Annotated in this window: 23 protein-coding genes and 3 tRNA genes; 19 read left to right on the forward strand and 7 right to left on the reverse strand. The window is 65.7% G+C overall.

From position 1 onward, the window contains the following. Window positions 1–206 precede the first annotated feature (206 nt). From QMG72_RS05290 to QMG72_RS05320, 7 genes are all read left to right on the forward strand, one after another. A complete protein-coding gene (locus QMG72_RS05290) occupies window positions 207–440 on the forward strand; it encodes a BBE domain-containing protein (protein WP_283479903.1) in 234 nt (77 codons plus the stop codon). A gap of 86 nt (window positions 441–526) precedes the next feature. Continuing rightward, window positions 527–2026, forward strand: a complete 1500-nt coding sequence (locus tag QMG72_RS05295) for a YibE/F family protein (protein ID WP_283479905.1) — start codon at window positions 527–529, stop codon at window positions 2024–2026. A 65-nt stretch (window positions 2027–2091) separates the two neighbouring features. Next, complete coding sequence (gene dusB / locus QMG72_RS05300; RefSeq protein WP_283479907.1) at window positions 2092–3273, forward strand: tRNA dihydrouridine synthase DusB; 1182 nt, start codon at window positions 2092–2094, stop codon at window positions 3271–3273. Further along, window positions 3266–4555, forward strand: a complete 1290-nt coding sequence (locus QMG72_RS05305; protein ID WP_226774273.1) for a deoxyguanosinetriphosphate triphosphohydrolase — start codon at window positions 3266–3268, stop codon at window positions 4553–4555. The genes dusB and QMG72_RS05305 overlap by 8 nt, the downstream gene beginning before the upstream one ends. Window positions 4556–4628: 73 nt before the next feature. Continuing rightward, a complete protein-coding gene (gene dnaG, locus QMG72_RS05310) occupies window positions 4629–6569 on the forward strand; it encodes a DNA primase (RefSeq protein ID WP_283479909.1) in 1941 nt (646 codons plus the stop codon). 66 nt (window positions 6570–6635) lie between these two features. After that, window positions 6636–6708 (forward strand) — tRNA-Asn (locus QMG72_RS05315). Window positions 6709–6843: 135 nt separating this feature from the next. Then, window positions 6844–6916 (forward strand) — tRNA-Asn (locus tag QMG72_RS05320). 76 nt (window positions 6917–6992) lie between these two features. On the opposite strand, the gene QMG72_RS05325 is transcribed toward QMG72_RS05320, so the two are convergent. Continuing rightward, complete coding sequence (locus QMG72_RS05325; protein ID WP_342451760.1) at window positions 6993–7400, reverse strand: hypothetical protein; 408 nt, start codon at window positions 7398–7400, stop codon at window positions 6993–6995. A 316-nt stretch (window positions 7401–7716) separates the two neighbouring features. After that, window positions 7717–8940 (reverse strand): multidrug effflux MFS transporter, encoded by a 1224-nt coding sequence (locus QMG72_RS05330; protein WP_283479911.1) that lies wholly within the window; start codon window positions 8938–8940, stop codon window positions 7717–7719. Window positions 8941–9123: 183 nt separating this feature from the next. Here QMG72_RS05330 and QMG72_RS05335 point away from each other — a divergent pair, with 183 nt between their 5' ends. From QMG72_RS05335 to QMG72_RS05360, 6 genes are all read left to right on the forward strand, one after another. After that, window positions 9124–10017, forward strand: coding sequence for a phage holin family protein (locus QMG72_RS05335; protein ID WP_253033278.1), 894 nt, complete (start codon window positions 9124–9126; stop codon window positions 10015–10017). Window positions 10018–10072: 55 nt separating this feature from the next. Next, window positions 10073–10708: a CDP-alcohol phosphatidyltransferase family protein gene (locus QMG72_RS05340; RefSeq protein WP_226774268.1), complete on the forward strand. Its 636-nt coding sequence runs from the start codon at window positions 10073–10075 to the stop codon at window positions 10706–10708. Further along, complete coding sequence (locus tag QMG72_RS05345) at window positions 10708–11613, forward strand: DMT family transporter (protein ID WP_253033276.1); 906 nt, start codon at window positions 10708–10710, stop codon at window positions 11611–11613. Before QMG72_RS05340 ends, QMG72_RS05345 begins: the two co-directional genes overlap by 1 nt. A gap of 104 nt (window positions 11614–11717) precedes the next feature. Next, window positions 11718–12914, forward strand: a complete 1197-nt coding sequence (locus QMG72_RS05350; RefSeq protein ID WP_253033275.1) for a glycosyltransferase — start codon at window positions 11718–11720, stop codon at window positions 12912–12914. A gap of 79 nt (window positions 12915–12993) precedes the next feature. Continuing rightward, a tRNA-Ile gene (locus tag QMG72_RS05355) sits at window positions 12994–13067 on the forward strand. Between the two features lie 320 nt (window positions 13068–13387). Next, entirely contained in the window at window positions 13388–14578 is a 1191-nt protein-coding gene (locus QMG72_RS05360) for an acyl-CoA dehydrogenase family protein (protein ID WP_283479912.1), read from the forward strand. Window positions 14579–14725: 147 nt separating this feature from the next. Here the strand turns inward: QMG72_RS05360 and QMG72_RS05365 are convergent, their stop codons facing one another. Continuing rightward, entirely contained in the window at window positions 14726–15286 is a 561-nt protein-coding gene (locus QMG72_RS05365; RefSeq protein WP_283479913.1) for a M23 family metallopeptidase, read from the reverse strand. A 527-nt stretch (window positions 15287–15813) separates the two neighbouring features. Here QMG72_RS05365 and rpsB point away from each other — a divergent pair. The 6 genes from rpsB (at window position 15814) to QMG72_RS05395 (ending at window position 20901) form a co-directional block, all read left to right on the forward strand. After that, on the forward strand, window positions 15814–16749 hold the full coding sequence (rpsB, locus tag QMG72_RS05370; RefSeq protein WP_283479914.1) for a 30S ribosomal protein S2: 936 nt from the start codon (window positions 15814–15816) through the stop codon (window positions 16747–16749). 133 nt (window positions 16750–16882) lie between these two features. Continuing rightward, on the forward strand, window positions 16883–17719 hold the full coding sequence (gene tsf, locus QMG72_RS05375) for a translation elongation factor Ts (protein WP_283479915.1): 837 nt from the start codon (window positions 16883–16885) through the stop codon (window positions 17717–17719). A 197-nt stretch (window positions 17720–17916) separates the two neighbouring features. Beyond that, entirely contained in the window at window positions 17917–18654 is a 738-nt protein-coding gene (pyrH, locus tag QMG72_RS05380) for a UMP kinase (protein WP_226774261.1), read from the forward strand. 109 nt (window positions 18655–18763) lie between these two features. After that, window positions 18764–19321 (forward strand): ribosome recycling factor, encoded by a 558-nt coding sequence (gene frr / locus QMG72_RS05385; RefSeq protein WP_226774260.1) that lies wholly within the window; start codon window positions 18764–18766, stop codon window positions 19319–19321. After that, window positions 19321–20241: a phosphatidate cytidylyltransferase gene (locus QMG72_RS05390; protein ID WP_283479917.1), complete on the forward strand. Its 921-nt coding sequence runs from the start codon at window positions 19321–19323 to the stop codon at window positions 20239–20241. The genes frr and QMG72_RS05390 overlap by 1 nt, the downstream gene beginning before the upstream one ends. A gap of 81 nt (window positions 20242–20322) precedes the next feature. Further along, on the forward strand, window positions 20323–20901 hold the full coding sequence (locus QMG72_RS05395; protein ID WP_253033270.1) for a DivIVA domain-containing protein: 579 nt from the start codon (window positions 20323–20325) through the stop codon (window positions 20899–20901). 6 nt (window positions 20902–20907) lie between these two features. On the opposite strand, the gene QMG72_RS05400 is transcribed toward QMG72_RS05395, so the two are convergent. The 4 genes from QMG72_RS05400 to QMG72_RS05415 are packed head-to-tail and all read right to left on the reverse strand — an operon-like array spanning window position 20908 to window position 24729. Continuing rightward, window positions 20908–22374: a sodium/solute symporter gene (locus QMG72_RS05400; protein WP_283479918.1), complete on the reverse strand. Its 1467-nt coding sequence runs from the start codon at window positions 22372–22374 to the stop codon at window positions 20908–20910. 7 nt (window positions 22375–22381) lie between these two features. Next, complete coding sequence (locus QMG72_RS05405) at window positions 22382–22759, reverse strand: DUF485 domain-containing protein (RefSeq protein ID WP_226774256.1); 378 nt, start codon at window positions 22757–22759, stop codon at window positions 22382–22384. After that, entirely contained in the window at window positions 22756–23475 is a 720-nt protein-coding gene (locus QMG72_RS05410; protein WP_253033268.1) for a LytR/AlgR family response regulator transcription factor, read from the reverse strand. Before QMG72_RS05410 ends, QMG72_RS05405 begins: the two co-directional genes overlap by 4 nt. A gap of 36 nt (window positions 23476–23511) precedes the next feature. Beyond that, the gene (locus QMG72_RS05415) at window positions 23512–24729 is read right to left on the reverse strand and encodes a sensor histidine kinase (RefSeq protein WP_253033267.1); all 1218 of its coding nucleotides are present in this window, start codon (window positions 24727–24729) and stop codon (window positions 23512–23514) included. Window positions 24730–24916: the final 187 nt, after the last annotated feature.

The following is a 24916-nucleotide window of genomic DNA, read 5'->3' on the forward strand; positions in this document are numbered from 1 at the left end:
GCAGTGGGGCTCCGAGCCGCAGGGCGCGTCAGGTCCCGCGGTTCCCGGGGACGGCCCACAGGACATTCGGAGCAGTGCCCGGGAAAGATGGGCTTTAGAGCTGGGACGCGTGCCCTGCGGGCGTACCGGCCGCATCCTCTTGACGGGTTCTGGGTGAAGGAATAAGCGTTTCCGAACCGGGACGCCAGGTTCTCGCCGGTCATAGCGTGCCATTGGGAGGACTCCCGGGACACCGAGGCGAACATCGCCTGGGTGCGGGACTATGCAGCGGCCCTGCTGCCCTATTCAGAGACTGCGGGCTACATCTACTTCATGGACGGCGACGATCTGGGCCGGTCGCGGAAAATTACGGGCCGAACTATCAGCGGTTGAGGGCGGATAAGGCCAAATACGATCCGCAGAACCTCTTCCGCATGAACCAGAATATCGCGCCGGCCTAACCAGGCGGGATACAGTGTCGCGGCGTCGCTGGTCCGGACGGCGCCGCGGAGCGCCGTAGAGTTTTTCCCATGAGGTTGAACCGCTGATGGGCGCCGGACATTTACACACCCCGCACGGGCAGGCGGATTTGACGCCGGCTGCGCTCGCCGCCCGCAAGAAAGCCAACGTCATTCTGGCCGCTGTCCTGATCCCGCTGACGCTGCTGACACTCGTGGCGATGGCGTTGCTGTGGCCCTCGGGCAGCAAAGAGGGCATCACGCTGGCCAGCCCCTATGCGGCCGCGCCCGGCGTCACTTTCGACACGGGCAAGATCCAGCGCGTTGTCACTGGCAGCTGCATGGATGCGCTCCAGCAAGGGCAGCCCGTGGCGGACGCGGGACCGCAGCAGGGATCGGAGTGCACCTTTGCGTTCACAAACCCGGACAAGGGCGGAAACCCCGTCAAGGTGGTCATCAACCCGGACGTGGCGAAGTCCCACGGCGTAAAGCCCGGCGACAACATCCGCTACCTGAACCTCTCCAAGGCCCAGGGGGCGGACACCCATGGCGCGCCGGCCTACGTCTTCGTCGACTTCGTCCGGACCATGCCGATCATTTTCCTCGCGGTGCTCTACGCCGTCGTTGTCATCGCCGTGGCCCGCTGGCGCGGGCTGCGCGCGCTGATCGGACTCGTCGGGGCCTATGCGGTGCTGGTCAGCTTTATGCTGCCCGGCCTTGTGGAAGGCAAACCGCCGCTCCTGCTGGCGCTGGTGGGGTCCACGGTGATCATGATCGGGGTCCTCTACTTCGCCCACGGCTTCTCCGCCCGGACCTCGACGGCGCTGCTCGGGACCATGTTCGGGCTCGCCATCACCGCGCTGCTGGCGGCCTGGGCCACCGACGCCGCCAACCTCGCCGGGGTGGGCAGCCACGACTCCGCCACCCTGGCGAACATCTCGGACAACATCTCGATCTCCGGCATCATTTTGTGCGGCCTTATCATCTCGGGCCTGGGCGTCCTCAACGACGTCACCATCACACAGTCCTCGGCGGTGTGGGAGCTGTGGGAACTGGCGCCGGAAACGTCCGCCCGCCAGCTGTTCACCTCCGCCATGCGGATCGGACGCGACCATATCGCCTCCACCGTCTACACCATCGCCTTCGCCTACGCCGGCGCGGCCCTGCCGGTGCTGATCCTGGTGATGCTTTACGAAAGGCCGCTTGGGGACGCCATGACCAGCGCCGAGCTCTCCGAGGAAGTGATCCGTACCCTCGTCGGTTCCGTCGGGCTCGTCCTGGCCATCCCGGTGACGACGCTGATCGCCGTGTTGGTCGTTAAGGCGACCGGGATGAGGCCACACGCGGGCAGGGCAGCCACCGAGGACGCCCCGCGCACGGCAGCCGCCGCGGCCCCCGCCGGTGCCGCAGCCATCGATGCCGCCCTGCACGAAGGAGCCGACGCCGGTGCCGCTGCCGGTGCCGCTGCCGGGCCGCGTCCGGACTTCGCCGCTGCCGGGCCGCGTCTGGACTTCGCCGGTGCCGCTGCCGCCGGCGCCTTTGAAACGGGGCCGGCCGGGCGGCGCGGACGCCGCGCCGCCCGGGGCTGACACCGGATTTCCACATAGCCGGCGGGGGTTCCGACCGATTTGCCCGGATTTGAGACAATGGACAAGTGACTGTTGTAGCTACCCCTCCCGCCCCCAAGCTGGAACTCCCGCCCCTGAAGCTGGGCCCGCTCACGGTGGATACTCCCGTGATCCTTGCTCCCATGGCCGGCATTACCAACTCAGCCTTCCGCAGGCTCTGCCGAGAATACGGAGGCGGCCTGTACGTCGCGGAGATGGTCACCTCCCGTGCCCTCGTCGAACGCACGCCGGAATCGCTGCGCATCATTTCGCATGACGAGGACGAGAGAGTCAGGTCCGTGCAGCTCTACGGCGTGGACCCCGTCACTGTCGGCCAGGCCGTCCGGATGCTCGTTGAGGAGGACCGCGCGGACCACATCGACCTCAACTTCGGCTGCCCGGTACCCAAGGTAACGCGGCGGGGCGGCGGCTCCGCCCTGCCCTGGAAGATCGATCTGTTCACAGCGATTGTCCGGACCGCCGTGAAGGAAGCGTCCAAGGGCAACATCCCGCTGACCATCAAAATGCGCAAAGGCATCGACGAGGACCACCTCACCTACCTTGACGCCGGACGGATCGCGCGCGATTCCGGCGTTGCCGCCGTCGCGCTCCACGGCCGCACCGCCGCGCAGTTCTATTCGGGCCAGGCCGATTGGTCCGCGATTGCCCGGCTGCGCGAAGCCCTTCCAGACATCCCTGTGCTCGGCAACGGTGACATTTGGTCGGCCGAGGATGCCATCCGGATGGTCCGGGAGACTGGCGTGGACGGTGTGGTCGTGGGCCGCGGCTGCCAGGGCCGCCCGTGGCTGTTCGGTGATCTTATGGCTGCCTTCGAAGGCAGCGACGAGCGGCACAAGCCGGACCTGCGGCAAGTGGCCGAGGGTGTCTACCGGCACGCCGAGCTGATGGTCGAAACCTTTGGCAACGATGAAGGCAAGGCGCTGCGTGAAATCCGCAAGCACATGGCCTGGTACTTCAAGGGCTACGTGGTCGGCAGTGAACTGCGGACCAAACTCGCCATGGTGACGAGCCTAGAGGTCCTGCGCGGCACGCTGGACCAGCTGGACCTTGATTCGCCGTACCCCGGCGGTGACGCCGAGGGCCCCCGCGGACGCGCCGGCTCGCCCAAGAAGCCCGCCCTGCCTAAGGACTGGCTGCTGGACCGCAACATGGACGCCGAGCAGTCGCGTGAGATCAGCCACGCGGAACTGGACGTGTCCGGTGGCTGAAACCAGGACAACCGCGCCCGTGCTGGACGGCTACCTGGGCCGCGACTGTGCCCGCTGGGTGGAGGAACCGGCCAAGTCCACCTACCGCTCCGACTTCGAACGGGACCGCGCCAGGGTACTGCACTCCTCTGCCCTGCGCCGGCTCGGGGCAAAAACCCAGGTAGTGGCCCCGGATACTGACGACTTCGTCCGCACCCGCCTCACCCACAGCCTCGAAGTGGCGCAGGTGGGCCGGGAACTGGGCCGCGCCCTGGGCTGCGACCCCGATGTTGTGGACACCGCCTGCCTCAGCCACGACCTTGGCCATCCGCCCTTCGGCCACAACGGTGAATCTGCCCTGAACGAGGTAGCCCACGCGATCGGCGGCTTCGAAGGAAACGCACAGACGCTGCGGCTGCTGACCCGGCTGGAGCCCAAGGTCCTGGCGCCGGACGGCCGGCCTGCCGGGCTGAACCTCACCCGGGCGAGCCTCGACGCCGCGGCGAAGTACCCGTGGTCCGCCGCGAATGCACCCGTCATTCGCGGCGAACGGACCAGCAAGTTCGGCGCCTACGAGGACGACCTGCCGATCTTCGACTGGATCCGCGAGGATGCGCCCGAACGCCGCTCCTGCCTCGAAGCGCAGGTTATGGACCTCGCCGATGACATCTCCTACTCCGTGCACGACGTCGAGGATGCGATCGTCGCCGGGCACTTCCAGCTCCGCTGGATGGACAATCCCGACCACCGGGCCCGGGTGGTCGGCTACGCGAAGCAGTGGTACCTCCCGCATTACGACGCCGCCGAGATAGATGCCGCCCTCGCCCGGCTGGAGGCCACCAGCGTCTGGGTGCGCGAGGCCGATGGGAGCCGCAAGTCCATGGCAGCGCTCAAGGACATGACAAGCCAGCTCATTGGCCGGTTCTGCCAGAGTGCGCTGGCGTCCACCCGGGCGGTCTACGGCCCGGAGAATCTGACCAGGTACAACGCGGAGCTGATTGTCCCGGACGAGACCGTGATGGAAATCGCCGTGATGAAAGGCCTGGCCACCACCTTCGTGATGACCACCGAACACAGGCAGCCCATTTACGAACGCCAGCGCGAGGTCCTGCACGCCCTGGTGACCGCCTTGAGTGCGACCGGGGACCGACACCTGGAGCCCATGTTCGCAGCGGACTGGCGCGACGCCGCCGACGACGGTGCTCGGCTGCGTGTGGTGATCGACCAGGTCGCGTCGTTGACCGATGGGTCTGCGCTGGCGATGTATGAGCGGCTCGTGGGCAGCCTGCCATCGCTGTGGTGACGTCTCCGGTGACTTGCCCGCAGTGTCCTGCCAGTGGGCGGCCGCCCGAGGTCCGCGGTACTAGGATGGCACTGTGGCTGGCCTGATCAAACGTGAAGATATCGATGAAGTACGCCAGCGCACGGACATCAAGGAAGTCGTCGACGGCTATGTGACCCTCAAGGGCGCCGGGCTGGGCTCCTACAAAGGCCTGTGCCCGTTCCATGACGAGCGGTCGCCCTCGTTCACCGTCCGGCCCCAGGTCGGCCGGTACCACTGCTTCGGCTGCGGCGAAGACGGCGACGTCATCTCCTTTGTGCAGAAACTGGACCACACCTCGTTCCAGGAAGCCGTGGAAAAACTCGCGGCCCGGATCGGCTTCGAACTCCGGTACGAGGACGGCGGCTCCGGCCCGAACCGCGAAGACGTCGGCCGGCGGCAGCGCCTGCTCGACGCCCACAAGGTCGCGGATGAGTTCTTCCGCGCCCAGTTGCTGACCGCCGGGGCTACGGAAGGCCGCAATTTCCTGCACGGCCGAGGTTTCGACCGTGCCGCCGCCGAACTGTTCGGCGTCGGCTACGCCCCGCAGGGCTGGGATTCCCTGCTTAAGCACCTCCGCGGCCGGGGCTACACCGATCCCGAACTCAAACTCACCGGTTTGTTCTCCGAAGGCGGCCGGGGGATATACGACCGGTTCCGGGGGCGGCTGATCTGGCCTATCCGCGACATCGCGGGGGACACGATCGGCTTCGGAGCCCGCAAGCTTTACGAAGACGACCAGGGCCCGAAATACCTGAACACACCCGAAACCGCGCTCTATAAGAAATCACAGGTCCTCTACGGGATCGACCTCGCCAAACGCAACATCGCAAAGGACCGCCAGATCGTTGTGGTGGAGGGCTACACCGACGTGATGGCCTGCCACCTCGCCGGGATCACAACCGCCGTGGCCACCTGCGGTACGGCGTTCGGTACCGAGCACATCAAGATTGCCCGCCGCCTGCTGTCCGACGACGGCAGCGGCGGCGAAGTCATTTTTACCTTCGACGGCGACGCTGCCGGACAGAAGGCGGCGCTGCGCGCCTTCGAAGAGGACCAGCGGTTCGTCGCCCAGACGTACGTGGCCGTGGAGCCAGGCGGCGCCGACCCGTGCGAGCTGCGCCAGACCAAGGGTGACGCTGCCGTCCGTGACCTTATCGGCACCCGCCGCCCGCTGTTTGAATTCGCGATCCGGGCCAGCCTGAAGAGGCACAATCTGGACACCGTCGAGGGCCGGATCGCCGCCTTGCGGGAATCGGCGCCGGTCGTCGCGCAGATCCGCGACGCCGGCATCCGACCCGCCTATGCCCGGGAATTATCCGGCTGGCTGGGCATGCCGGTAGAGGAAGTCAGCCGTGCCGTGGTCGCAGCCGCCAAGCGTTCCGCCCAGCCGCCGTCGGGCGGCAGCCACTACCAAGGCCAGAGCCGGGGGCAGGGTCAAGGTCCCTCGCCAGTCGCCGGTGGCCGCTCCGCGCCCGGGGTGGCACCCGTGCCGGCGGCGGCCGGGTTGCCGGCCTTTAACCGGCCCGACCCGCGCGACCCCGTGGCGGCAATGGAACGGCAGGCGCTGGAGGTTGCCCTGCAGCAGTCAGCGATGCTGGAAGGTGAGACCTGGCTGCGTTTCTCCGAGGCGAGGTTTTCCACACCGGCGTACCTGGCCATCCACGAGGCCATCCGGGCCACCGGCCTGGCGTTCGCTGGCGATCCGGCACGGTGGGTGGAGCAGTTGCTGCAGGAGGTGCCCGAACCGCTGCGCCCGCTTGTGTCCGAGCTGGCCGTGGTGCCGCTGCCCGCCAGCACGTCCGACGGCGTGCTGCGCTACTGCCGGGATATTCTGGCTCGGCTGTTCGAACTGCAGATCACTAGGGTCAAGGCCGAGAAGATGGGACAGCTTCAGCGCCTGGACGCCTCCGCCGACCCGGAGGACTTCCAACGGCTGAACCGCGAGCTGATGCAGTTGGAAATGCAGAGGCGGTCGCTGCGCTCGGAGGCCTGATAGGCCGGCAGGGGGATTCAATTTCGCTTCCCGGCCCGGTGTTTGCTAGGCTTATATCCGCTTCATTCCTCCTTAGCTCAATTGGCAGAGCATTCGACTGTTAATCGAAGGGTTGCTGGTTCAAGTCCAGCAGGAGGAGCGCGCAGTCCCCGTCCCGGGCCACCGGGGCGGGGACTTTTTATACCCGGCGGGGGTATCGAGGGGGGTAGCCGGGGGTTGCGGCAGGCCGATTTCCTAAGCGGCAAAACCTTTGCTAATGTCATACCTGCTTCATTCCTCCTTAGCTCAATTGGCAGAGCATTCGACTGTTAATCGAAGGGTTGCTGGTTCAAGTCCAGCAGGAGGAGCGGACAGGTCCCGCAGTCGGTGAGTATCCGGCTGCGGGACCTTTTTTGTGCTTGTGCCGGGAACCCTCCCGCGTGCTCAGACGAAGTACATCTCCACCTGCAGGAAGCGTTCAGCCTCGGCCACGGCGGCCTGGAAGGCTTCGCGTTCGGTGGGGGACGTGCGTGGTTCTCGCGGGTGCCATTCGTGCGGCGCCGAGTGGACCTGGGTGAAGCCGCCACCTGGCGGGGCGTAGAAGATGGCGAAGCGTTGCACGGGCCACTCCGGGGACGTCTCCGGGGCGACCAGGAGCGCGGAATTGTGGGCCGGGTTGTACCACTGCGCGATCGGGCGCCGGCGGTCCTCGGTGAACAGCCCTGCGGCGAAGAGCGCGGCCGACTGTTGGCTCATCTGGGTGCACAGGCGATCCCACCACAGAGGCAGGATTCCGGTGTCGGACCGCTGCCACGTGGCCGGTAAGGGCGGAGGATCCTGCCAGTGGGGCACGTCTTCCACTTTATCGCCCGGTGTGGGGCCGCAACAGGGCCGGACGGCGGGACCCCGCCCGCACCAGGTGGACATGCTCTGTGTTCGGGTTCCCTGGCGGACATGGCGGCTATGTGCCCGGTCCTGGGTGCCAAGGGTGGGCATGTCCCGCGGGTGGCTGGTTTGAGGACAGTGGACATGCTCTGTGTTCGGGTTCCCTGGCGGACATGGTGGCTATGTGCCCGGTCCTGGGTGCCAAGGGTGGGCATGTCCCGCGGGTGGGCATGTCCCGCGGGTGGGCAGGTGCCAAGGGTGGGCATGTCCCGCGGGGGACGGGCTACTGGATCGCCGGAACCGTGCGGGGCCGGACTATCAGCCACAACGACGCGGCGGACAGGAAGATGCAGGCGGCCTGGACGGCGCCCATCGGCGTGGCTGAGGTGACTCCGAGCCAGCCGACCACCGGCGAGATGAGGCCCGCCAGCAGGAAGGTGGCGGCACCGAGCAGGGAAGCAGCCGTCCCGGCCTGCGCTCCGTGCTTGGCCAAGGCCAGCACCTGGACGCAGGGAAACGTGAATCCCGCGCCGAGGATGTAGAACCACAACGGCACCATCACGCCCCACAGCCCAAGGCCCAGCTGGTCGAAAATTACGATCAACACTGCCATCAGGAACATCCACGCCGTGGAGCAGGCCAGAATCCACTGCGGCGGGACCCTGCGGATAAGCCGCGAGCTGGTCTGCACACCGGCGACGATACCCAGCGAATTCACGCCGAAAAGCAGCCCGTATTGCTGCGGGCTGAAGGAGTACACATTCTGGAACAGGAAAGGTGACGCGGAAAGGTAGGTGAACAGCCCGGCAAAGTTCATGCCTCCGACCAGCAGCAGGCCCACGAAGATCCGGTCGGCGAACAGCACGGCGTAGCGCTGGCGGGCAGTCATGCCGGTTTTTCCGCGCATTTCCCGGGGCAGCGTCTCGCGGACGACGAACACCGCTGCGGTCAGGACACAGGCCCCGTAGCCGGCCAAGAACAAAAAGATCCCCGGCCACGGCATAAAAAGCAGCAGTTGCGAGCCGATTACCGGAGCAAGGATGGGCGCCAGGCCATTTACCAGGGCCATCCGGGAGAACATGCGCACCATGGCGTAGCCACTGAACAGGTCCCGGACCATGGCCATGGCCACCACGCCCCCGCCCGCGGCACCGATCCCCATCAGCACCCGGAAGAAGCCCAGCGTGGAGATATCGGTCGACAGTGCCGCCCCCAGGGAGGCCGTGATGTGCACTCCGGTCGCGAGGATCAGCGGCAGCCGCCGGCCGAACTTGTCGCTGAGCGGACCGACCACCAACTGGCCCAACGCAAAGCCGATGGTGGTGCCGGTCAGCGTCAGCTGGACAGCCGCCTCCGAGACCTTCAGGCTCTCTTCCAGGGCCGGGAACGCCGGAAGATAAAGGTCCACAGTGAACGGCCCCAACGCGGTCAGTGCGCCGAGCATCAGAATGTAGAGGAGCTTCCGACGGCGGCTCAGGGAATCGCCGGGATTCGTGGGTGTAGTCACAGAGACCAATCCTAGGGCTCACTCTCACCGCCGGGGTGCCTTGAACGGGCGCGCCACAGCCCGCGCCGGCGCCGCGCCGGGAAGACTGAATGGTAGTTTTGACACCGGGGTCTGCGTCAGGTTGCGCAGACCCGACAAGCCCGCGGAAGCGGAATCACAGACGTAACGAGTGAGGCAGGACCGATGAGCGGACGTCACAGCGGCGGGACAACCGGGGCGCCGCGCATTTCAGCGCTGCCCAAGACCCTGAAACTAATCTTCAAACTGGCTCCGCGGCAGCTCAACGACGAGATTGCCCTGGCTAAAGTCGAGATCAAGCGCAAGGGCATCCAAGTCGGCGTTGCCGCCGCCGTTCTCGCCGTCGCCCTTATATTCGTCGCCTTCCTCGTCATTGGCCTTATTGTCGCCGCCATCATGGGTCTCGCCACGATTATGCCGGCCTGGCTCGCCGCCCTGCTGGTCTGCGCCGTCTTCCTGCTGATTGCCGCGATAGCCGGCCTGGTAGGTGTCAACAAATTCAAAAAGGCCATGCCGCTGGTCCCGGCCGACACCATCCGCGGCCTCAAGTACGACCTTGGCATCGCCAAGGAGGGCTCCGCTTTCGATGCTGCCCTGCTGGATCCTTCGTCCGCTCAGTTCAAGGCCGCGAAGGCCGCGAAGGCTGAGGCCGCAGCCAAGGCCAAAGCTGAGAAGGAAGCGAAGAAAGCCGCCGAGCCCGACTTCGGTCCGCCGCCCACGGAATCGGAACTGCGACGCCGGCTGGACCAGCGCCGGGCCCATCTCACCGGGGTCCGTGATGAACTCAATGCTGAACTCGACGTCAAGCCCCAGGCGCGGGCCCTGCTGACCGCGGCGCAGGCGAAGCTGCAGAACGGCAAGGAACAGCTCGGCGGCAAGGTCGCAGGGTTCCGCTCCGCCGTCGGGCACACTCCGGCAAGCAGTGCGGTGCCGGATGGCAGCCCGACCGGAGCGGCGGGCATGGCAGCCGACTTGGGACAGCGGTGGAAGCCGCTCGTCGCGTTGGCCGCCTCGGCCGCCGCGATGGTATTCCTGCTGCGCAAACTACTCAAAGGTTAGGCAGACCGCTGAACTGCAACGTCCGCACGTTGCCGGCCAGGGAAAGGGGGATTCGATGAGGTTCATCGGCGCTGGAGCCCGGCCTGGTCAGCCCCAGACCCACCACGACAGGGTCTTCACCATCCCCAACGTGTTGACCGTGGTCCGGTTCCTTGGCGTCCCGCTGTTCATCTGGCTCGTCCTCGGGGCGCAGGAGTATGGCTTTGCTGCCCTCGTCCTGGCGGTCATGGGCAGCACCGACTGGGTGGACGGCTACGTTGCCCGCCGCTACGACCAGATGTCCCACCTGGGGCGGGTTATGGATCCCATCGCGGACCGGCTGGCGCTGATTGCCGTTGCCGTGACGCTCGTGATCGCCGGGGTTGTGCAGTGGTGGTACCTCGCGGCCCTCCTTATCCCGGACGGCGTCCTGCTGACCTTGTCGCTGTACTACTTCCACAGCCACCCTGACCTGCCCGTCAGCCGGATTGGCAAGGTCCGGACTGCCCTGCTGCTGCTTGGAACGCCGCTGCTTGTGCTCGCGAAGCTCCCTGTTCCGGGCGCCGGCATCTACCTCGTCGCAGCCTGGATCTGCCTCGGGCTGGGCCTCGTGGGTCACTGGATCGCCGCCTACAACTATTTCTGGGCCATCATCCGCAAGGGGACCGCAGTCAAGGACCACACACCCGACGTCGACGGCGGCACTCCCTAATGGTGTGGTTCGCTGTCCTGCTGGCCGTCCTCGGTGCGTTTTGCCTCGCCATCGGCGCCCAGCGCCAAGGCAGCGCCGTCAAGGCGGACACCGGGGGACTGGCCCTGAGCAGTCATGGCCTGCTCCGGCTGCTCCGCAGCCGGCGCTGGGTGTTTGGCCTGCTGCTGCTGACCGTGGGCATGGCGATGAACGCCGTCGCCCTCGTCATGGCGCCGCTGACCGTGGTCCAGCCGATCGGGGCGATTGCCCTGGTCATCACCACCATCGTCAACGCCAAGGACCAGGGGTTGAGCATCAACCGGGCCACTGTGGTGGCCATCTCCGCCTGCGTCACGGGCTCGGCAATGTTTGTGCTCCTGGCCGTCAACGTGACCCAGGAGAACCACCAGGTCAGTTCCTCCGATGAGCTAACCATTGTGCTCCTGCTCGCCCTGGGTGTTGGTGTGTTCGGGACACTGACCGTGATGTTTAAACACCGGATGAGCGCCTTCGTCTACATCCTCGGCGCCGGTATCCTGTTCGGCTTTGTTGCCGTCTTGACCCGCATCATCGGCAGGCACATCCTGGACCCGAACGGGCTCGTTTTGCTGAACGTGCCGTGGTACTCGGTGGTCGCCATCGCTGCTGCCGGCGGACTGGGCTCCTGGTTCGTCCAGAACGCGTACTCCGGCGGTCCGCCGGACCTCGTGATTGCCGGGCTGACTGTGATAGACCCGATCGTTGGCATCGCGATCGGGATCACGATCCTGGGTGAGCTGCGCGCCGACGTGCATGCCGTGACTGCGATGGCGATGGGTGTGGCCGGTTCGCTTGCTATCGTGGGAGTGATCGCCTTGTCCAGGCACCATCCCGAAGTCACCAAGCGCAAGAGGGAAGCGCGGAAGGCCGAAGGGCGCGTGTCCTAGGACATCAACCAGAACTCAGCAGCAGGCCAGGTACGCCTCTGCCGTTGGCCAGCCGGCCACCCCCAACCCAGCTGCCCTCACCGTGACCACCAGGAGCTCTCCACGTGACCATGCCTGACAACCAGCACCCGCTGACCATCCTGATTGCCGCGGACACCTATCCGCCCCACGTCAATGGCGCTGCCATGTTCGGCTACCGCCTGGCCAAGGGCATGAAGGCACGCGGTCACGACGTTCACGTCCTTGCCTGCCGCCCGGACACAGGCGGGAGTTACACCGAATTCTGCGAGGAAGGTACGGTCCACCGGATCCGCTCGCACTCAGTGCCCACGCACGAATACTTCCGGATCACGTTCCCCTGGGAGATCAAAAAGGAAATCAGCCTGCTGTTCGACCGGATCAAGCCAGATGTGGTGCACATCCAAAGCCACTACATGATCGGCGAGCATGTGCTCTACGAGGCACTCAAACGCGGCATCCGGGTTGTGGCGACCAACCACTTTATGCCCGAGAACCTGAACCCGTTCCTGCCGTTCCCGCAGTGGTTCAAGAACATTGTGGGGCGCATTTCCTGGAAGGACATGGGGAAGGTCATGGGCCAGGCCGACGTCGTCACCACCCCGACCCCGCTGGCCGCCCAGGCAATGCACGAGCACGCCTTCCTGCGCAAGGTGCTGCCGCTTTCCAACGGCATCGACTCCGCCGCCTACGAACTCAAACCCGGCGAGGAGTTGGTGCGCCACGCCAGCCCCACAGCACTGTTCGTGGGCCGGCTGGCCGAGGAAAAGCACATTGACGTCCTCATCGATGCTGTTGCGAAGACACCCAAGGAACTTGACGTTCACCTCGAGATTGTCGGCGGCGGCGAAGTGCGCCCGGCCCTTGAGGCGCAGGTTGCGCGGTTGGGCCTGCAGGGGCGGGTGAAGTTCCTCGGGCTGGCCAGTGACGCCGATCTCCGCAAGGCCTACCAGGCGGCGGATCTATTCTGCATGCCCGGCACGGCCGAACTGCAGTCCCTCGTGACGCTGGAAGCGATGTCGGCCTCCACCCCGGTCCTGCTGGCCGACGCCATGGCGTTGCCGCACCTGGTGCACGACGGCGAGAACGGCTACCTGTTTACACCCAATGACAGTGACGACCTGGCAGCCAAGATGGTCCGGGTATTGTCGCTGCCCGCGGACGAGTTGGCGGCGATGGGCAAGGCGAGCCGGGGAATGGTGGAAAGCCACAGCCTCGAACGCACCCTCCGGTGCTTCGAAGACCTTTACCGTGGCGCGAGCTACGACGACCTCGTTGTCTGATCCGGGACACTACTATTGCTAGAGTGATTTTGCCCGGAAAGCGAACGGCCCTCAGGCCGGAAACGTTTTCCTGGCCCACGGGGCTATAGCTCAGCTGGTTAGAGCGCGGGACTCATAATCCTAAGGTCCTCGGTTCAAGTCCGAGTAGCCCTACCTTTAAGCGGGACCCTGCCGGGCCCGCATCCACGGGAGCCGTGGCCGGCGTGACAGCGCCAGCCACGGCTCCTGTTTTTGCCCGGCCCCTCTCGACTGCCCGGCCCCTGTTGATTGCCCGCTTCCGCGCGGCCTCTCTTTGCCTGGCTCCGTCACCGGCAGCTTGGTACGGGATGAAAGTATGACCTCTCCTGCACTGAGCTATGGCCTGCGTCACTTGCGGTGCTCCCGAGCGGTGCGGTAAGTTACTCGTGAGTAACATCCTGCCGCGCAACGCCCGCGCCATCCTGGCCGCTGCTGATCCCACGTGAAGGAACACCATGTCCAAAGCTGACATCGACATCAAAAACCTCCCCTACGCCGACGGCGACTTCTTCGCGTTCGAGCAGCTGCTCAGCGGCAAGGAGCGGGACCGGCTCGCGGAGGTCCGGGAGTTCCTGGCCCGCGAAGTCAAACCGATCGCCGTTGACTGCTGGAACCGCGGGGAATTCCCGATGGACCTGATTCCTAAGCTTGCCGAGATTGATCTGGTCAGCCCGGTCCGGCGGCAGGGGTACTCCAACCTCTTCGCGGGAATTATGCACGCCGAGGCAACCCGCGCTGACACGTCCATTGCCACGTTTATGGGCGTCCATGACGGACTCTTTACCGGGTCCATTGAGGCGCTGGCCTCACAGGAGCAGCAGGACGCGTGGCTACCGGACATCTATTCGCTCAAAAAGATCGGCGCTTTTGGCCTCACCGAGCCCCTCGGCGGATCCGATGTTGCAGGCGGCACAAGAACGACTGCACGCCGGGAGGGAGACAGCTGGATCCTGAACGGAGCAAAGCGCTGGATCGGCAACGCCACGTTCTCGGACTGGGTGGTTATTTACGCCCGGGACCTTGCCGACAACCAGGTGAAAGGTTTCCTGGTGGACACTAAGACTGAAGGCTACCGCGCCACTAAGATCGAGAACAAGATCTCGCTGCGCACTGTCCAGAACGCCGACATCACCCTAGAGAACGTAGTGGTGCCGGAATTCTTCAAGCTCGCGAACGCCAACAGCTTCCGCGACACGAACAAGGTCCTCAAGGTCACCCGCCTTGCCGTTGCCTGGCAGGCGGTGGGCCAGCAGCTCGCGGCCTTCGACGTGGCGCGCCGTTACGCTGTGGAACGCAGCCAGTTCGGGCGTCCGATCGCTTCCTTCCAGCTGGTGCAGCACCAGCTCGTGCAGATTCTCGGCAACGCCGTCAGCTCGATGGGTATGATGGTCCGCCTCTCCCAGCTGGAGGACCTGGGCCAGGCCAAGGACGAGCAGTCTGCCCTGGCCAAGGCGTTCACCACCGCACGTATGCGTGAGAGTGTGGCGTTGGGCCGCGGCATTCTCGGCGGCAACGGGATTGTGACCGACTATGAGATGGCCAAGGTCTTCTCCGATGCCGAGGCCATCTATTCCTACGAGGGCACCCACGAGATCAACACCCTCGTCACCGGCCGAGCGATCACAGGCATCTCCGCGATCGTCTAGCCAGCGCGCGAAGCCACCTGCGCCAAGCTCGTCGGTGCAGGCGTGCTGCCCCGGCGGCCGCATCCCCGTCCGGCGGCCGAACCCCGTCCGGCGGACGCATCCCCTGATCCGGACGGGGCCCTGGTCCGTCGGGTGCCGGCTTGACCCTTATCCGGGGGTGGGGTCCAACGGGGGGAGCAGGACGGAAGGCCGCAGGTCGGTCACGAAGGCCAGTGGATTAAGATAACTATCGGCGCGTCGGACTCCCCAATGGACGCACGGTCCCGGCGTGCAATGGCCGGGCTGGATCCAGCCCAGGACAGCTCCCTCCGCGACGGCGGCACCATCCTTCAAATCGCTGCGCACCGCCTCGAAGCTGCTTCTGAGCCCATTGCCGTGATCCACGGTGATCACCGGACGATCCACAACGATGCCGACAAAGCTCACCCGGCCGGCGGCCGGCGAGGTGACCGGGGCGTCCGCGTCCGAAGCCTGAAGATCCACCCCGCGGTGGCCGCCCAGCCACGGCTTCGCCGGCGGATCAAAGCCGCGCAGGACGGCAGGGGCGGGGTGCAGCGGCCAGCTCCACCCGGCGGCCACCCCGGGACTGCTGGCGGCAGGACTGCCACCGGCAGGACCGCCGGCGGGACCCGGGACGGCGGCGGCCGCCGCGGGGGAGATGGCCAACACAACGGCGAACAGGGCGGCGCGATGCATCCGACGTTTCATGTTCCAAGCCTGCAACCGCCCCCGGACCGAAGGAAGCGCTGCCGGGTGTTATGTGGATAGCGCAGCCGGGGCTCCCGTACGGCGGCTCCTCGGCCGCGGCGACCTCAAATCCGCAACCCGCCGGCCACCAGGCATAGGGCCCCGGGCGGCAAGTTTCGGGCTCGCCCGCAGCCCCTCCCGGTGCGGGGAAGCCGTCCGGTTTTACACCGTCCCTGTAGTACACTTGGTGGAGCAGTTTGCTGTGCCCTCACGCTTGAGCAAGGTACTTGTTCAGGCCGGCACGCCTCATTCAGGGGTGCGGGGAAGCAGCGCTGACTACGCGTATCCAGCCCGGCTTATTGGAAGCTTAAACCCTTCAGATGAGCTGGACTGCGCCTCTTTCGGTCCGGGCCAGTGGTTCGGAGAAGAAGCGCAGTGGATGCCAGGAGCACCGCCCGCCTGGGTGTTGCTAATCAACCGTCAACTAGTGGCAGGGTAAGAGATCCCATGGGCTCTCTCATGAATGACCTGCCGGAAGGAGCGCCGGCATGCCCGTCGTAACTATGCGCCAGCTGCTTGACAGCGGCGTCCACTTTGGACACCAGACCCGCCGTTGGAACCCGAAGATGAAGCGTTTCATCTTCACGGAGCGCAACGGCATCTACATCATTGACCTGCAGCAGTCGCTGTCCTACATCGACCGTGCCTTTGAGTTCGTGAAGGCCACCGTTGCACACGGCGGCACCGTTCTTTTCGTTGGCACCAAGAAGCAGGCGCAGGAATCCATCGCCGAGCAGGCCACCCGCGTGGGCCAGCCCTACGTCAACCAGCGTTGGCTTGGCGGTATGCTGACCAACTTCCAGACGGTCTCCAAGCGCATCCAGCGCATGAAGGAACTCGAAGAGATTGACTTCGACGACGTCGCCGGTTCGGCGTACACCAAGAAGGAACTGCTGCTCCTTCGCCGCGAACTGACCAAGCTGGAAACCAACCTCGGTGGTATCCGCAACCTGACCAAGGCGCCGTCCGCGCTGTGGATCGTTGACACCAAGAAAGAACACCTTGCTGTCGACGAAGCCAAGAAGCTGAACATCCCGGTGGTGGCCATCCTGGACACCAACTGCGATCCCGACGAAGTCGACTTCCCGATCCCGGGCAACGACGACGCCATCCGCTCCGTCAACCTGCTGACCCGCGTTGTTGCCGACGCCGTTGCTGAAGGCCTCATCGCCCGCAACCAGCGCGCCACCGGCACCACGGAAGCTCCCGAAGAGCCGCTGGCCGAGTGGGAGCGCGAGCTCCTCGAAGGCAACAAGGCCGAAGCTGCTGCTGCTGCTGAAGCCGCACCGGTTGCCGAAGCTGCTGCTGCTGCTGAAGCCGCACCGGTTGCCGAAGCTGCTGCTGAAGCCGCACCGGTTGCCGAAGCTGCTGCTGCTGAAGAGGCGCCGGTTGCCGACGCTGCTGCGGCCGACGAAGCCAAGTAGTCAGACAAATAAATTCGGATCTCCCCGCACGCTCTCCGCAGCGCAGGGGAACTGACAGGATGGCGGCTCACCTGGTGAGCTGCCGTCCTGTCGGTCCGTACACCACCCATAATTTCTAGACAGAGGGGTTCACATGGCGAACTACACTGCCGCTGATATCAAGGCTCTGCGCGAGCGCACTGGCGCCGGCATGATGGATGTCAAGAAGGCTCTTGACGAGGCCAACGGCGATGCCGAGAAGGCAATCGAAATCATCCGCATCAAGGGCCTCAAGGGCGCTACCAAGCGCGAAGGCCGTTCCACCGCTGAGGGCTTGGTTGCTGCCAAGGTCGCCGGCGGCGTCGGCGTAATGATTGAAGTCAACTGCGAGACGGACTTCGTCGCGAAGGCTGACAAGTTCATCCAGCTGGCCGATAAGGTTCTGGCCGTTGCAGTCGAGTCCGGCGCCGCCGACCTCGAGACCCTGCTGGCCACCGAAGTTGACGGCAAGCCGCTCTCCGAGGTTGTTATCGAAGAGGGCGCCGTGCTGGGCGAGAAGGTTGTTGTCCGCCGGATTTCCCGCGTTGAGGGTGCCACGGTCGACGCTTACCTGCACAAGACCTCCAAGGATCTCCCGGCCCAGGTCGGCGTCCTGTTCGCAGTTGACGGCGAAGGCGAGACGGCAGACACCGCAGCCCACGACGTCGCCGTTCACATCGCCGCGATGTCCCCGAACTACCTTTCCCGCGAGGATGTGCCGGCCGAGCTCGTTGAGTCGGAGCGGCGCATCGCCGAAGAGACGGCTAAGGCTGAAGGCAAGCCCGAGGCAGCAATGACCAAGATTGTGGAAGGCCGGGTTACCGGTTTCTACAAGGGCGAGGTCCTCCTTGACCAGTCGTTCGCCAAAGACGCCAAGAAGTCTGTTGCGCAGGTCCTCACCGAGGCCGGCGTCAAGGGCACCGCGTTCACGCGCTTCCGCGTCGGTTCCTAGCCAGACACCCGTCTGACCCTCGTCAGACACGCAAAAGGGGTGGCCACTGCGGTGGCCACCCCTTTTGTATGCAGGCCCAGTGTTATGCACCCTGCACGCGCCCTGGTGACCCCCGGGCGAATCCTGGCCCGGGGCGAGTCACGCCTTTGGCCCCGGGCACGATAACCTAGCTCAGAGCTCACCAACGGGAAGGCACCATGGAAACCGTCACCACTTCAGCCCAGCCAAAGAAGAGCAGGCGCCGTGTCCTGTTGAAGCTCTCCGGCGAGGTCTTCGGGGGCGGCAAGCTCGGCGTTGACCCGGATACCGTCCGCGGCGTGGCCAAGCAGATCGCCGCGGCAGTGCCCGACGTCGAGGTTGCCATCGTCGTCGGTGGCGGAAACTTTTTCCGCGGAGCCGAACTCTCGCAGAGCGGCATGGACAGGTCCCGGGCCGACTATATGGGCATGCTTGGCACGGTGATGAACTGCCTGGCCCTCCAGGACTTCCTGGAGCAGGCCGGCGTCGAAACCCGGGTCCAAAGCGCCATCACCATGGGCCAGGTCGCTGAGGCGTACATTCCGCGCCGCGCCATCCGCCACATGGAAAAGGGCCGTGTTGTCATCTTCGGCGCCGGTGCGGGCCTGCCGTACTTCTCCACCGACACAGTGGCCGCCCAGCGCGCCCTGGAGGTCCACGCCGACGTCGTCCTGATGGCCAAAAGCGGCGTCGACGGCGTCTATACGGCGGACCCGAAGAAAGACCCCACGGCCGAGAAGCTGCACCACCTCAGCTACGACGAAGCCCTCCGCCGGGACATCCGTGTGATGGACCAGACGGCCATGACCATGTGCAAGGATAACAACCTCACCATGGTGGTGTTCGGGATGGAAGGTGATGGCAACGTCACCCGCGCCATTCTGGGCGAGGACCTGGGCACCGTCGTCAGTCCCTAGCAACGGCTAGGATGTTTCGAGGACAGTTCCGCCCCCGCAGTGCGGGGAAGTAGTCGGAACACAACAGCACCCCGCCAGTGGCGGGTGTACCAATTTCTGAGGAGAGATCGTGATCGAAGAAACCTTGCTCGAAGCCGGGGAAAAGATGGACAAGGCGATTGAGGTAGCCAAGGAAGACTTCGCCTCGATCCGCACTGGCCGCGCCAACCCGGGCCTCTACAACAAAGTCCTGGTGGACTACTACGGTTCGCCTACGCCGTTGCAGCAGCTGGCTTCCTTTGCCATCCCGGATGCCCGCACCATCCTGATCACGCCGTTCGACAAGAGCGCACTGCGCGAGATCGAGCGTGCCCTCAGCGACTCCGAGGTGGGCGCCAATCCCTCCAATGACGGCAGCGTCATCCGGATCACCATCCCCGATCTCACCCAGGAACGCCGCAAGGAATACGTCAAGATCGTCAAGACCAAGGGTGAGGATGCCAAGGTGTCCATCCGCAACATCCGCCGCAAAGCCAAGGAAACGCTGGACAAGCTGGTCAAGGACGGCGAAGCCGGCGAGGACGAGGGCAACCGCGGCGAAAAAGAACTCGACGCCATGACCAAGGCCCACGTCGACGGTATCGATGATCTGCTCAAGCGCAAGGAAGCCGAGCTGCTCGAGGTCTAATGACGCAGGAACAGGGGGAACCCGGAGCTGATATCCGGGTTCGGCGGAAGCAGCGGACAAACCCGACGCCGAAAGCCGGCAGGAATCTACCCGCCGCGATTGTGGTGGGTCTTGGGATGCTCTTTTTTGTCCTGGGCGGGCTGCTGTTCCTGCCGCTGGGTTTTGTCCTGATCGTCACGGCCTTTGGCGTTTTCGGCGTCTGGGAAGTCTTTCGGGCGCTGGAAGCCTCGGGCACCAGGGTGCCGATCGTCCCGGTGATGATCGGCACCGCGGCGATGCCCGTATCCTCCTACTTTGGCGGCGTCGAGAGCCTCCTGTTCGCCATGATGCTCAGCAGCGTAGCGGCGCTGTTGTGGCGGTCCCTGGACGGTGCCGCCGGTTCCGCGCGGAGCATCTTCGCCGGAGTCTTCACCCTGGCCTGGATCCCGTTTATGATCAGCTTCGCCGTGTTGCCGCTGCATACCGTGGCGGGCGAAACGCCGGTGGGGCTCTGGCCGGACGGCCTCATTCCCCCCGGCGCCTGGCAGATTGCCACCCTGCTGTTGCTGGTGGTCGCGAATGACACCTTCGGATACCTCGTCGGCGCTTCGATCGGCAAGCACCCGATGGCACCGAAAATCAGTCCCAAAAAGAGCTGGGAGGGCTTCGCCGGGTCCATCGCCGGTGCCACGCTTGTGGGGGTGCTCGCCGCCGTCTACGTGCTGGACGAGCCCTGGTGGTTCGGTGCGGCGCTGGCTGCGGGCATGGTGGCCGCAGCAACAGCCGGGGACCTCTCCGAGTCCATGGTCAAACGCGAACTGGGGATCAAGGACATGAGCAGTATCCTGCCCGGGCACGGCGGGGTCATGGACCGGCTGGACTCGATCGTCTTCGCTTCCCCGGCGGCGTTTATCCTTTACTCACTCTTTGCCGGCGCGTGAGGCTGTCAATCTTCCACCCTCCGGCCCCTAGAATGGGGCCGGGCAAACCAGCCGAACGGCATTGAAGGAACAACAGTTACAGTGGACATTCAACGGCAGATTCCTGCTTCTTTTGACCGCGTGGAGCGGAACCAGTACGGCTACAACGCCAAGCAGGTGGACCAGTTTATGCAGCGCGCCCGGGTTTCCTTCGAATCTCCCCGGTCCGCCGGGCGGCCGGTCAAGAGCGCCGATGTCCGTGCCGTCTCCTTTGACCCCGTTAAGGCCGGCTATGCTGCAGCAGCCGTGGACGCGGCCCTGGACCGGCTTGAGGACGCCCTCGCCGTGCGGGAACGCGACGAGCTTGTCCTCGAACGTGGCGAGGACGCCTGGCTCCGCGAGATCGGCCGGCTCGCCGGAATGCTCCGTGGCCGGCTGCACCGCCCCGACGGCCAGCGCTTCCGGCGCCCGGCGAAGGTCAAAGCCCGCAGCTACAACACCAGCGACGTGGATGACCTGTGCCACGCGCTGATCGGCTACCTGGAAAAAGACAAGCCGCTGAGCGTGGACAATGTCCGCCGAGCTGTCTTCCGCCCCGCCGTCGGCAAGGATGGCTACGAGGAAAACCAGGTGGACGCTTTCCTGGACCGGGCCGTAGAGCTAATGGCCGCAATCGACTGAGCGTTTTCAGCGCTCCGTGACCAGCGGCCGCTCAGGGGTGTGCAGGCGCGTCATAAGCCGGGTGACGGTCCGCGGCACTCTGTTCCGGGTGGCCCGGGAAACCAGGATTATCACGGCAAACGCGGCCGGCACCGTCCAGGCCGCCGGCTGCGCCAGCCAATCGGGGGTACCCCGGGCGCCCAGCACGGACCCCGCCACCATCGCCCCGCCGCACAACACTGACCCTGCGGTCATACCGGCGATCGCCCCGGCGTCGGTCAGCCCGCGCCACCAAATGCCCAGCAGAAGCACCGGGCACAGTGTGGATGCGGTGAAGGCAAAAACCAGCCCTACGCTGCCGGCAAGGGCAAGGGAACCCGTCATCGACGCGATTCCCAGCGGGACCACTGCCGACAGCACTGCCGCCCGCCGGAAGCCTTTGACACTGCCGCCGAAGAGGTCCTGGCTGATCACGCCTGCGAGCGAAACCACCAGTCCGGACGTCGTGGACAGGAACGCGGCAAAAGCCCCGGCCACCACAAGGGCGGACAACAGATCACCGGCCATGCCGCCCACAAGCTCCCGGGGAAGCAGCAGCACCAGGGCATCGGCCTGGCCGCTCTGCGCCAACTCCGGCGCGAACATCCGGCCGATCAGCCCGTACGCCGTCGGGAAGAGGTAGAAGACCGACAGCAAACCCAGCACTATCAGGGTGGTGCGGCGGGCCGACTGCCCGTCGGGGTTGGTATAAAAGCGCACCAGTACGTGGGGCAGCCCGAGGGTCCCGAACAGCAGCGCGACCAGCAGCGAGACGTTCTGGTAAAGCCCCGCCGGCGCCGCGCCCGTCGGGTTCGCGGGTGCCGGGGCCACAGCCGGTGTCCCGGAGTCCGCCAGCACAAAAAAGACAAAGAGGATGGGCACTGCCAGTGCCGTCAGTTTCAGCCAGTACTGGAACGCCTGGACAAAGGTAATGGACCGCATTCCACCGGACACCACGGTGACGCAGACGACGGCGACCACCGCCACCATCCCTACCCAAGAGGGCAGCCCGGTGGTAATTCGGATGGCCAGCGCCGCGCCGTGGAGTTGCGGAACGATGTACAGCCAGCCGACCACCACAACGACGACGCTCGTGACGCTGCGGACCACCCGGGAGTCGAGCCGCGCTTCGGTGAAATCGGGAATGGTGTACGCACCGGAGCGACGAAGCGGGCCGGCGACAAAAAGGAGCAACATCAGGTATCCGGCCGTGTACCCCACCGGGAACCACAGCGCGTCCGTGCCGGAGAGCAGGATGAGTCCGGCGACGCCGAGGAAGCTCGCCGCCGAAAGATATTCACCGCCGATCGCCGAGGCGTTCCACCAGGGCCGGACAGTACGGGAGGCCACATAAAAATCCCCGGTGGTGCGCGAGATCCGCAGCCCATAGAAGCCGATGGCGGCTGTGGCCAGCGAGACGGCGGCAAAGGCCGCGATGCCAACGACGGGGTTCACGGGTGCCTCACTTGTCTCCGACGAGATCCCGGTAGCGGGCCTCGTTCCTGGCCGCCGTCCGGACATACAGCCAGGCGCTGAGCCCGATGACCGGATAAATCCCGGCGCCGAGCAGCACCCAGTCGAAGGGCAGGCCCAGGATCGTTGAGTCAGCGAGGCCGGGGACCAGACCCAGCATCAGCGGGAATGCAACCAGGATCAGCAGGAAGCCTGCGGCCACCACCACCGCAAGCCGCAACTGCGAGCGGATCAGCGAACGGACAAAAACCTGCCCAGCATCGGATTCCTCCGCGGCGTCGCGCGAATCGGCGCCCGGCAGTGCAGCCGGCGGTAAGCCGGCGCCGGGTGTGGTGTTGCGGGGCGCTGTGACTCGGACCCGGGTCATGACTGGGGACGGATTCGGGTCGCCTCAAGTTTTTCCCGCACCGCGGGCAGATGCCGCCTGCTGATGGGCAGTTCGGCCCCCGCGACGGTGACGCTCGGCCGGGCGGCCGCGAGTTTCATGTGGCTGACATGCTTGAGCGCGATGAGGTAGGAACGGTGGATGCGCAGGTACCCGGCTTCGGCCCACTGCTGTTCCAGATCGGCCAGCGGTACCCGGATGAGGTAGCTTGCGTCGGTGGTATGCAGCCTGGCGTAGTCTCCCTGGGCCTGGACATAGGTGACGTCTTCGCGGCGGATCATCTTGGTGGTGCCGCCGAGGTCAACGGTGATCATTTCCGGCCGCGGTGCGCCGTCCTTGAGCAACTCGCTGATCCTGCCTATCGACTTCGCCAGCCGCTCGGCCCGGACGGGTTTGAGCAGATAGTCGACGGCGGCCAACTCGAACGCTTCCAGCGCGCAGTCCTCGTCGGCCGTGACAAAAACGATCGCGGGAGGCTTGCTGCTGCGGGCGATGACGCGGGCGATATCCAGGCCGGAGACCGCGGGCATGTGGATGTCGAGGAAGACGGCGTCGACCTCCTCGGCCTCGAGGGCGCGCAGAGCCTGGGCACCGGAGGAAGCCCGGAAGATAGCGCCGATTCGGTCATCCCGGCCGAGCAGGAAGGCAAGTTCCTCAACGGCGGGCAACTCGTCGTCGGCGACGAGGACGTTAATCATGGCTCAAGACTACTGCCGACGGCATTTGGGTCCCGGTCAGGCGTCGTGGCGAGGCTGGGATTTAGGCACGCGCATCGTGATCAAGGTGCCTTCCCCGGGCGCCGTGTCGATGACCAGCCCGTAGTCGTCGCCGTAAACCTGCCGCAGCCGGGCGTCAACGTTGCGCAGCCCAACATGGTCTCCCTCGCCGTGCCCGGCGAGCATAGTCCGCAGCTGGTCCGGATCCATGCCCACGCCGTCGTCCTCGATGGTCACCTCGGCGAAGGCGCCGGAGTCGTGCGCCGTGATGGCGATGTGGCCGGGGCCCTCCTTGGCTTCGAGACCGTGCCGGACGGCGTTTTCCACCAGCGGCTGCAGGCTCAGGAAGGGGATGACGGTGCTGAGCACTTCGGGGGCGATCCGGAGGCTCACCTGGACGCGGTCGCCGAACCGGGCCCGCTCCAGCAGCAGGTAACGGTCGATGCAGCGCAGTTCCTCGGCGAGGGTGGTGAAGTCACCATGCCGGCGGAAGGAGTAGCGGGTGAAATCTGCGAACTCCACCACCAGTTCACGGGCCCGGACCGGGTCGGTGTTGATAAACGAAGCGATCGCGTTCAGCGAGTTGTAGATGAAGTGCGGGCTGATCTGGGCCCGGAGTGCCCGCACCTCTGCCTCCATCAGGAGCGTGCGGGAGGCGTCGAGTTCGGCCAGCTCCACCTGCGTGGCCACCCAGTCGGCTACTTCGCTGGTGGCCCGGACCAGCCCTGCGCCGGCCGCCGGGGCAAAAGCGGCCACGACGCCCACTACCCGGGCCCCGGCCTTGATCGGGGCAATCACCGCGGCGCGTTCCACCTCCGGCCGGGTGCTCACGGAGCCCTTGTTTTGTGCAAGTTCCTGCAGTTCACCCGCCGGGATCACAGCGGTGTGGCCGCCGGCGAGCACGCCGGACGCCAGCTCCATCAGCAGCGGCTCAAGCTCCTCGCCGGCACCGTCCCACGCGAGCACGCCGGCAGCGTCGGTGATCGCCAGCGCGTCGCAGCCCAGCAGGTTGCGCAGCTGCCGGCTCGCCTTCGCGGCACCGGCAGGGTTAAGCCCCGTCCGCAGGTGCTGGCCGGCGCGCGACGCCGTATGCAGCGTCTTGTAGGTGGCCCGCTCCGCGTCGGTGCCAAGCTCCCGGAAGGAGCGGAGCACCTTTAATCCGACGGCGACGACGACGGCGATCGCCGCCGCGATCACGGCGATGGCGGCGGTGATGAACAGCGGAGAGTCGGGCATGGGCCCAGCGTATCGCGGCGCAGGACGGGCAGGGGCAGGTGAGGCTCCCGACGGTCCTGCCGGCACCGCTGAGCGCAGCATCCCGACCGTTGAGCGACGCACGGTACTACGGTTCTGGCATGTAAGGCACGTCACGGGAGACAGTGATTGCAGTCACATTGGCCGGAGGGCTGTTCGGAGCAGGCCA

The organism is Pseudarthrobacter sp. PH31-O2 (genome assembly GCF_030063265.1).
Taxonomy (GTDB): domain Bacteria; phylum Actinomycetota; class Actinomycetes; order Actinomycetales; family Micrococcaceae; genus Arthrobacter.

Coding starts and splice junctions, on each gene's coding strand:
- QMG72_RS05405 (WP_226774256.1), bottom strand. CDS start 22,759: ATGACCCGGGTCCGAGTCACAGCGCCCCGCAACACCACACCCGGCGCC.
- QMG72_RS05415 (WP_253033267.1), bottom strand. CDS start 24,729: ATGCCCGACTCTCCGCTGTTCATCACCGCCGCCATCGCCGTGATCGCG.
- rpsB (WP_283479914.1), top strand. CDS start 15,814: ATGCCCGTCGTAACTATGCGCCAGCTGCTTGACAGCGGCGTCCACTTT.
- QMG72_RS05365 (WP_283479913.1), bottom strand. CDS start 15,286: ATGAAACGTCGGATGCATCGCGCCGCCCTGTTCGCCGTTGTGTTGGCC.
- pyrH (WP_226774261.1), top strand. CDS start 17,917: ATGGAAACCGTCACCACTTCAGCCCAGCCAAAGAAGAGCAGGCGCCGT.
- tsf (WP_283479915.1), top strand. CDS start 16,883: ATGGCGAACTACACTGCCGCTGATATCAAGGCTCTGCGCGAGCGCACT.
- QMG72_RS05295 (WP_283479905.1), top strand. CDS start 527: ATGGGCGCCGGACATTTACACACCCCGCACGGGCAGGCGGATTTGACG.
- QMG72_RS05340 (WP_226774268.1), top strand. CDS start 10,073: ATGAGGTTCATCGGCGCTGGAGCCCGGCCTGGTCAGCCCCAGACCCAC.
- QMG72_RS05335 (WP_253033278.1), top strand. CDS start 9,124: ATGAGCGGACGTCACAGCGGCGGGACAACCGGGGCGCCGCGCATTTCA.
- QMG72_RS05390 (WP_283479917.1), top strand. CDS start 19,321: ATGACGCAGGAACAGGGGGAACCCGGAGCTGATATCCGGGTTCGGCGG.
- QMG72_RS05345 (WP_253033276.1), top strand. CDS start 10,708: ATGGTGTGGTTCGCTGTCCTGCTGGCCGTCCTCGGTGCGTTTTGCCTC.
- QMG72_RS05410 (WP_253033268.1), bottom strand. CDS start 23,475: ATGATTAACGTCCTCGTCGCCGACGACGAGTTGCCCGCCGTTGAGGAA.
- QMG72_RS05360 (WP_283479912.1), top strand. CDS start 13,388: ATGTCCAAAGCTGACATCGACATCAAAAACCTCCCCTACGCCGACGGC.